The following is a 1,807-nucleotide window of genomic DNA, read 5'->3' on the forward strand; positions in this document are numbered from 1 at the left end:
CGACACGGTTCGGAATCTTGTCGGCTCAGGTGCTGCCCCCAGCTGTCTTGGTGTTCCCGTTCCTTACGCTGGCTTACGTTTTGCGAGTCAACGACACCCTTATCCCACTCATTGCCGCCCACTTGAGTTTCATTTTGCCCGTTGTGACGTGGTTCCTCATTGGGTTCTTTGACTCTGTTCCGCGTTCGCTCGAAGAGCAGGCCCGCGTGGATGGCTTCTCCCGCTTTAAAGCCTTTCTTTTGGTGGTCCTCCCCCAGGTCTACCCGGGCCTCGGTGCTGCCGTAATTTTCGGCTTCACACTGTCGTGGAACGACATGTTTTATGGCCTCATTCTGACGCCAACCAAGTCGGCCATTCTTCCGGTGGCAATCGCCGGATTTAATACCTTCCGGGGAGTAGAGCTAGGAAGCATGAGTGCGGCAATTCTTGTGGCAGTGGTTCCAGTAGTAATTGCAAGTTTCTTTATCCAGAAGCGACTGGTGCAAGGCATCAGTGGCGGAGCCGTGAAGTACTAGAAGGGATACACGTGGGAACCGTTGCGCTGAAGGGTGTCCAGAAGTCTTTCAATGAGACGCCTATCGTTGAAAGCTTAGATTTAGATTTTCCGGATGGATCTTTTACCGTGCTGGTAGGCCCCTCGGGCTGTGGCAAGTCCACCACCTTGCGAATGATTGCGGGGCTTGAATCGGTTAGCTCGGGTTCCATCTCAATCGATGGCAAGGATGTCACCGAGCTTGAGCCCCGTGATCGCAATATCGCCATGGTGTTCCAAAACTATGCGCTTTATCCTCACCTGAGCGTCTTAGAGAACATTGCCTTTCCTCTTCGGGCGACGAAAACCCCGCGGGACACAGCGAGGAAGCGCGCTCAAGACATTGCTGACTCTCTCGGGTTGGGGCATCTCACCCATCGCAAACCCAAAGAACTCAGTGGTGGCCAGCAACAGCGAGTAGCTATTGGTCGCGCGATAATTAGAGAACCGTCCGTCTTCCTTTTTGACGAACCCCTCAGCAACCTCGACGCCAAACTACGAGTCGAAACGAGGAGCGAGCTCCTGGCGATCCAAAAGGGGCTTGGAATTACGTCAATCTATGTCACCCACGACCAAGAAGAGGCCATGACCCTCTCCGATCGAATGGTCGTCATGCGCGAGGGCAAAATTGCCCAAGTGGGAACCCCGGCCGAGGTTTACGCAACCCCGGCGAACGTATTTGTCGCCACTTTCGTGGGCAGCCCAAAGATGAACATCATTGCCGGGACGATGGATGGCACCGCATTCACCAGCCACAACGGAGAATCTTGGAGTTTTACAAGCAGTCACACGGGCGATGTCCTCGTCGGTCTGCGCCCCGAGGATCTGACCCTAAAGCCGGCGGAGAATGGCCCTGGAGTAATCGAACAGATCGAGCTCTTGGGTCCGCGTGCTGTGGTCTCCGTCGCGCTCGGGGAACAGAAGTTGGTGAGTGTCGTCGAAGCGGAACCGTTGGCGACCTTAGCCTCGGGTCAGAAGGTCACGGTTGAGTTCGCCGCCGAAAAAGCTCACGTGTTCGATGGCTCATCGGAAGAACGCATCGAGAAGGTCGCCATTTCATAGGAGCCATTGCTAAAGCTCGTGAGCAGTGCTTCCAGGAGGGCTCACAGGAATGCATCCGTTCCAAGACCCACGTTCTGGCGTAAATTGCGTCTTAGCGCCACGCGAAGATGCCCCTGATTCTCACGGGATTCACTTCAGTATTCCGCTTAGGTCATCTTCTCACCCTAGGCACTTGAGCCCCGCCTGGTGCCGCACCACCCGAACCTGACACAT

Annotated in this window: 2 protein-coding genes; both read left to right on the forward strand. The window is 55.3% G+C overall.

Features of this window, described 5'->3' with window-relative positions:
* Positions 1 to 515, forward strand: a 515-nt coding sequence (locus tag RI518_RS07850) for a carbohydrate ABC transporter permease (RefSeq protein ID WP_310689820.1), incomplete at its 5' end; no start/stop codon positions are given.
* Positions 516 to 526: 11 nt separating this feature from the next.
* The gene (locus tag RI518_RS07855) at positions 527 to 1,594 is read left to right on the forward strand and encodes a sn-glycerol-3-phosphate ABC transporter ATP-binding protein UgpC (protein ID WP_310689821.1); all 1,068 of its coding nucleotides are present in this window, start codon (positions 527 to 529) and stop codon (positions 1,592 to 1,594) included.
* Positions 1,595 to 1,807: the final 213 nt, after the last annotated feature.

This window comes from Pontimonas sp. (assembly GCF_031581085.1).
Taxonomy (GTDB): Bacteria; Actinomycetota; Actinomycetes; order Actinomycetales; family Microbacteriaceae; genus Pontimonas.